Raw genomic sequence first — 5,624 nt, forward strand, 5'->3', positions numbered from 1 at the left:
GGTCTCTCGCGCCGCCCGTCGGCGGCGCGGGGGGCTGCGCGCGGGGGGGCGCGGCCCCCCCCCCCCCCCCCCGGGGGCGCACGGGCGTCGGCGATGGGACGACGACAGACGTCGTGCGCGGGTGCCTGTCCATCGGACACGCACCGGACCGCCTTCGCGCCGCTGCGGAGTGGGGACTCCATCAGTCGTGAGGGGCCGCTGACGTCCGCGACCCCAACGGCGGCCGACAGCGAACCTAACCCGGTTCGCGGCTCCAACCCCCCTGAAGGGACGGGAATTTGCGGCACCCATACGGCCTGACGGCGGGCCGCGTCAAAGTGCCGTCAAACAACACTGCATTGCCATCAGGAACGCGTCAACGCAAGTCATCCGTGGCCGGATCCGATCGCAGACTGATCTGCAACGGGGGACGGGCGACCGTCCGTGGCGTGACGTTGGAGGGACCGTGACTTTCCCCAAGCTCTCGACTTCGCTCGAGCAGGGGACGCCCCTATCGGCCGGAACAGCGCAGGGTCCCAGGACCGAGGGGGCAACACCGCCACGGCAAACGACGGTCGACCCAGCGGGCGGCAGCCCCGGACCGCGGAGACGCGGGGATTCACGGACGGGCGATCCGGGTCCGGGGCAGCGCCTGGGGCGACAGGTCGTGGCCGCGCGGGGCGCTCTGCGCCGCCGCTTCTGGGCCACGGTGCCCGCGCGGCTGCGCCTTCTGCGCGCGGCCACGCTCCTGCTCGCCGCCGCGGTTGCGGTGCTGCTGGTCGTTGCCGGGCTGGCCGCGAACGGCACCTGGGACGGCGTGGCCGGCCGTGACGCTCCCCGCACCACCAGCGCCGCCGACCTCAACCTCGCCCTGAACGACATGGATGCCCAGGCGGCCAACGTCCTGCTGTCCAGCGGAGACGCGGGGAAGGGCCGCCTGCAGACCCCGTACAACAAAGCAGTCGGCTTCTACGGCGACGCCCGCCGTGAGATCGGACACGACCTGCGCACCCTCGCCGTCGCGGCGCAGGGGGACCGGGGTGACGAGAAGACCGTCGAGCACCTGACCGATGACTTCGCCGAGTATCAGGAGCTGATCGGACGAGCCCTGGAGAACGACGGTCGCAGCGGTGGCCAGGCGTCCGCCCTGGTCGACTATCGCAGGGCGACGGACCTCCTGCAGGCCAAGCTACTGCCCGCCGCACGGCAGCTGGTCTCGGCCAACGACGACAACTTCGAGCATGAATACCGTTCGGCCGACACCACCCTGTCCGCCCAACTCGCCGCCGTCCTCGCCCTCGGCATGCTGCTCCTCGCCCTGCTGGGCGTCCTCCAGTGGTACCTGACCCGCCGCTTCCACCGGATCCTCAACCCCGGCCTGCTGTGCGCCACCGTCTGCACCCTGCTCGCGGTGATCCTGGGCGCGCAGATGCTGAGCGCCACCTCCGCGCATCTGCGCGGCGCCCGCCGCGACGCCTTCGACTCCGTCGTCGCTCTCTCCCGCGCCCGCGCCATCGCCTACGACGCCAACGCCGACGAGAGCCGCTTTCTCCTCGACCCGCAGCGCCGCGACCAGTACGCACGCTCGTTCCTCGCCAAGTCGCAGAAGCTGTACGGCCTCGACGGCGCGACCCTGTCCACGTACGACTCGATGCTCGCTTCCACCTGGCGCCAGTACGAGGGCGACCACCACCTCCTGCGTTTCTCCGGGGAGTTCAGGCGTGAGCTGGACAACATCACCTTCCCCGGGGAACGCGCCGCGGCCGAGAAGACGGTGGACACGTACGCCGTCTACCAGCGCGACGACCGCAGGATCCGGACGCTGCTGGCGGCCGGGAAGGAGCGGGAGGCGGTGGAGTTCTGCATGGACTGGAAGCCGGGCACCTCCAACGCCCACTTCGGCGCGTGGATGGCTGCTCTGGACAAGCTGACGGACATCAACCGCGCCCACTTCACGTCCTCGGTGCAGGGCGGCCGTTCGGCGGTGAGCGGCCTGCTGCCCTGGGCGGGAGGACTGCTGCTCGCGGCGATGCTCCTCACCACGCTGGGACTGCGGCCGAGGCTGGCGGAGTTCCGCTGAGCGATCACGGGCGGCCGAGCGGCCCGAGCACGAGTACGGCCGTCGGGAGCAGCCAGATCCAGTGAACCTGCACGGCCACGGTTCTGTCAGGCGTCCGCAAGGCGAGCCTCTTCCAGGTCCAGGGACCGCTGGAGCCGTCGCCGGGTGGTGTCGCTGATGCGGTGTGTGTCGTACAGGCGCTGCAATTCCGCCGTTTCCACTGCGATCAGGTCGCGGCGCAGCTGGTGATAGACGCGGTCGGCGGATTCGGTGGCGGCGGCGGTGCCGTTGCTCTCGGTGAGGCGGTCGCGGGCGTCGTCGAGGCGCGCGCTCAGGCCGCGCCGGAGCCGGTCGAGGACGATGTCCGGTGCGGTTTCCAGCTCGGCCAGCTCCTCCAGGCGGGCAAGCCCGGCGTGAGCGAGGTGGCTGCGGGCCTCGGCTTCCTCGCGTTCGGTGTGGGCGGGCTCCAGGGCGATGCCGGAGGCGCGGACGACTGGGGAGAGGGTGAAGCCCTGGACGACGAGGGTGACCACCACGACCGAGGTGGTCAGGACCAGGACCAGGGGGCGGTCCGCCAGCGCGGTGCCGGTCTTGGTGACCTCGGGGATGGACAGCGCGGCGGCCAGCGGCATCACCCCGCGGGTGCCCGCCCAGGTCAGCACCACCGGCAGCCGCCAGTTCATCCGGCCGATCCCGCCTTTGCGCTGAACGACTGCCGACAGCGGCGCGAGCCACAGCAGGCGTACCGCGATGAGCGTTGCGGCGATGGCGAGGGCGTACAGCGGCCAGGCACGGTCGCCGTCGGCCAGGGCCCGCACCTCCGCGGGAAGCGCCAGCCCTATGAGCGAGAAGACCACGCTCTCCAGCAGGAACACCACCGTGCCGTACACGGCGTGCAACTGGAGGCGGATGCGGGCGTTGGTGAGCCGATCCCCGCGCCCGCCCAGGACGACGCCGGCCACCACGCACGATGTCACCCCGGAGGTGTGCGCGGCCTCTGCCAGCAGGTATGCGGCGTAGGGGGTGACCAGGGCGATTACCGTCTCCAGGACCGGCTCCTCGGTACGGCGCCGGATCAGGGCCACGACCCCGGCCACGGCGGCACCGATCACTGTGCCGCCCCCGGCGAGCAGGAGAAACTGGCCGCCCGCCGCACCCCAGTTCGCCGCCGCCGACGCGATGGCGATGCCCGCCGCGACCCGGACCAGCACCAGGGAGGTTGCGTCGTTGAACAGGCTCTCCGCCTGGACGAGCACCTGCACCTTCGGTGGCAGGGCGAGCCTGCGGCCGAGTGCGGTCACTGCCACCGGGTCGGTACTGGCCAGCACCGCGCCCAGCACGAACGCCATCTGCCAGGACAAGGGTGTGACCGTGGCCGCCACCGCGCCGACGGCCGCGGCGGAGGCGAGGACCAGGCCTATGGCGAGGATCCCGACCGGTTTCCACACCGCCCGCAGCTCCCGCCAGGGCATCTCCTCCGCGCTCGCGTACAGCAGCGGCGGCAGTACCACCAGCCCGATGATCTGCGGGCTGATCTCGATCTGCGGGGTGCCCGGCAGAAGGGCCACGGCGAGACCGGCGACGACCAGCAGGGAGGGTGCAGGTATGCGCCAGCGGCGCGCGAAGGTCGCCACCACGGTAGCCAGAATGACCAATCCGAGTACCGTACCGACGCTGCGCATGCCGTCCCCCTGGAGCTACAAGGAGAGCCGCCTTGGCTCCCCTGCCGACCAGACTTCCCGGCACACCGCTTTCACCCTATCGGCCCAGCTCACGTCAAGGCAGTGTCAAGGTCCCCGGCACCGGCGCCAAGAAATCGCTAACGCTCGCCCGTACCGGCTTACGGAGGGGCTTCCTTAGGAGGAGTCCCTTCTCGACACAGGGGTGTTGATCCAGTGAGCGGAGCGCGTCGGCGGCGATGAGTGACGTACGACCCGGACGACTGAAGGTCTACCTCGGGGCGGCCCCAGGGGTCGGCAAGACCTACCGGATGCTCGACGAGGGGCAGCGCCGTGCCGCCCGCGGGGCGGACGTGGTGGTGGGGTTCGCGGAGTGCCACGGGCGCCCGCACACGGAGGCGATGATCGACGGCCTGGAGGTCGTCCCCCGCGCCCGCTGCACCTACCGCGACGGGGCCTTCGAGGAGATGGATGTGACGGCGGTGCTGGCCCGCCGCCCGCAGGTGGCGATCGTGGACGAGTTCGCCCACAGCAACGTCCCTGGTGGCGGCCGGAACCTCAGGCGGTGGCAGGACATCGAGGAACTCCTCGCCGCCGGCATCGACGTGATCACGGCGTTGAACATCCAGCACCTGGAATCCCTCAACGACGTGGTCGAGAAGATCACCAGGGTGCCGCAGCACGAGACGGTACCCGACGACGTCGTCCGCCGTGCCCACCAGGTCGAGTTGGTGGACATGCCGCCTGAGGGCCTGCGCCGCCGCATGGCGCACGGCAATATCTATGCTCCCGAGAAGATCGACGCGGCCCTCGCCAACTACTTCCGGCCCGGCAATCTGACCGCCCTGCGCCAGCTGGCACTGCTGTGGGTGGCGGACCGGGTCGACGAGGCGCTCCAGGAGTACCGCTCGCAGCACGGCATCGGCGGGGTGTGGGAGACCCGTGAGCGGGTGGTCGTCGCGCTGACCGGTGGCCCGGAGGGCGACACGCTGGTCCGGCGGGCCGCCCGGATTGCCGCCCGATCGGTCGGCGGCGATCTCCTCGCCGTGCACGTGGCCCGCAGCGACGGCCTGGCCGGCGGTGTCTCGGCCGCCTCCCTCGCCAGGCAGCGCAGGCTCGTTGAGGACCTTGGCGGCAGCTACCACTCGGTGGTCGGCGACGACGTGGCCACCGCCCTGGTGGAGTTCGCCCGCGCTGAGAACGCCACCCAGCTCGTCCTCGGCACCAGCAGGCGCGGTCGGCTGGCGCGGTTCCTGAGCGGGCCGGGCACCGGGGAGACCGTGACCGAGTTGTCTGGCGACATCGACGTCCACCGGGTCACCCACGAACGGGCCGGACGCGGCACCCTGCTCCCCTCCCGGCGCCGCACCCTCTCGACGGCCCGGCTGATCGCCGGCCCGGTGGCCGGTCTGGTGCTGCCCGTTCTGCTCACCACCGTCCTCGCCCAGGTGCGCGGGACGGTGAACCTGACGAGCGAGGCGCTGCTGTTTCTGCTCGCCGTGGTCGGCGTGGCCTGCATAGGCGGGGTCGCGTCGGCAGTGATCGCCTCGGTGACGGCATCGCTGCTGCTGAACTACTGGTTCATCCCACCCACCGGTTCCTTCACTCTGAACGATCCCAATGCCCTGCTGGCCCTGGGCGTGTTCGCCGTTGTCGCGGCCACCGTCGCCGCAGTCGTGGACCGCTCCCTACGGCTGTCCCGGCGCTCGGCCCGCGCCACCGCCGAGGCCGAGACCATGTCGTCCCTGGCCGGCACCATCGTGCGCGGCGGCGCGACCATCCCCGCTCTGCTGGAGCGCACACGGGAGACCTTCGGCATGGAGTCGGCGGGTCTGGTCGACGAGACTCCGGACGCCGAGGGTGTCACCGCCCTTACGGCTGGTCCGGGGGAGGAACGTGTGCTGCGC

General features: G+C 71.4%; 3 protein-coding genes. 2 read left to right on the plus strand and 1 reads right to left on the minus strand.

All coding sequences use genetic code 11. The annotated features are described in order from the left end of the window. The first annotated feature begins 646 nt into the window (after positions 1 to 646). A complete protein-coding gene (locus tag ACFW2E_RS36405; protein ID WP_384473159.1) occupies positions 647 to 2,059 on the plus strand; it encodes a hypothetical protein in 1,413 nt (470 codons plus the stop codon). Between the two features lie 86 nt (positions 2,060 to 2,145). Here ACFW2E_RS36405 and ACFW2E_RS36410 read toward each other — a convergent pair whose 3' ends face one another. Next, on the minus strand, positions 2,146 to 3,720 hold the full coding sequence (locus tag ACFW2E_RS36410; protein ID WP_384473161.1) for a Na+/H+ antiporter: 1,575 nt from the start codon (positions 3,718 to 3,720) through the stop codon (positions 2,146 to 2,148). A 236-nt stretch (positions 3,721 to 3,956) separates the two neighbouring features. Between ACFW2E_RS36410 and ACFW2E_RS36415 the strand changes: the two genes are divergently transcribed. Then, on the plus strand, positions 3,957 to 5,624 hold a 1,668-nt coding region (locus ACFW2E_RS36415), incomplete at its 3' end, for a DUF4118 domain-containing protein (RefSeq protein ID WP_384473164.1).

It is taken from the genome of Streptomyces sp. NPDC058964 (assembly GCF_042741275.1).
Classification (GTDB): domain Bacteria; phylum Actinomycetota; class Actinomycetes; order Streptomycetales; family Streptomycetaceae; genus Streptomyces.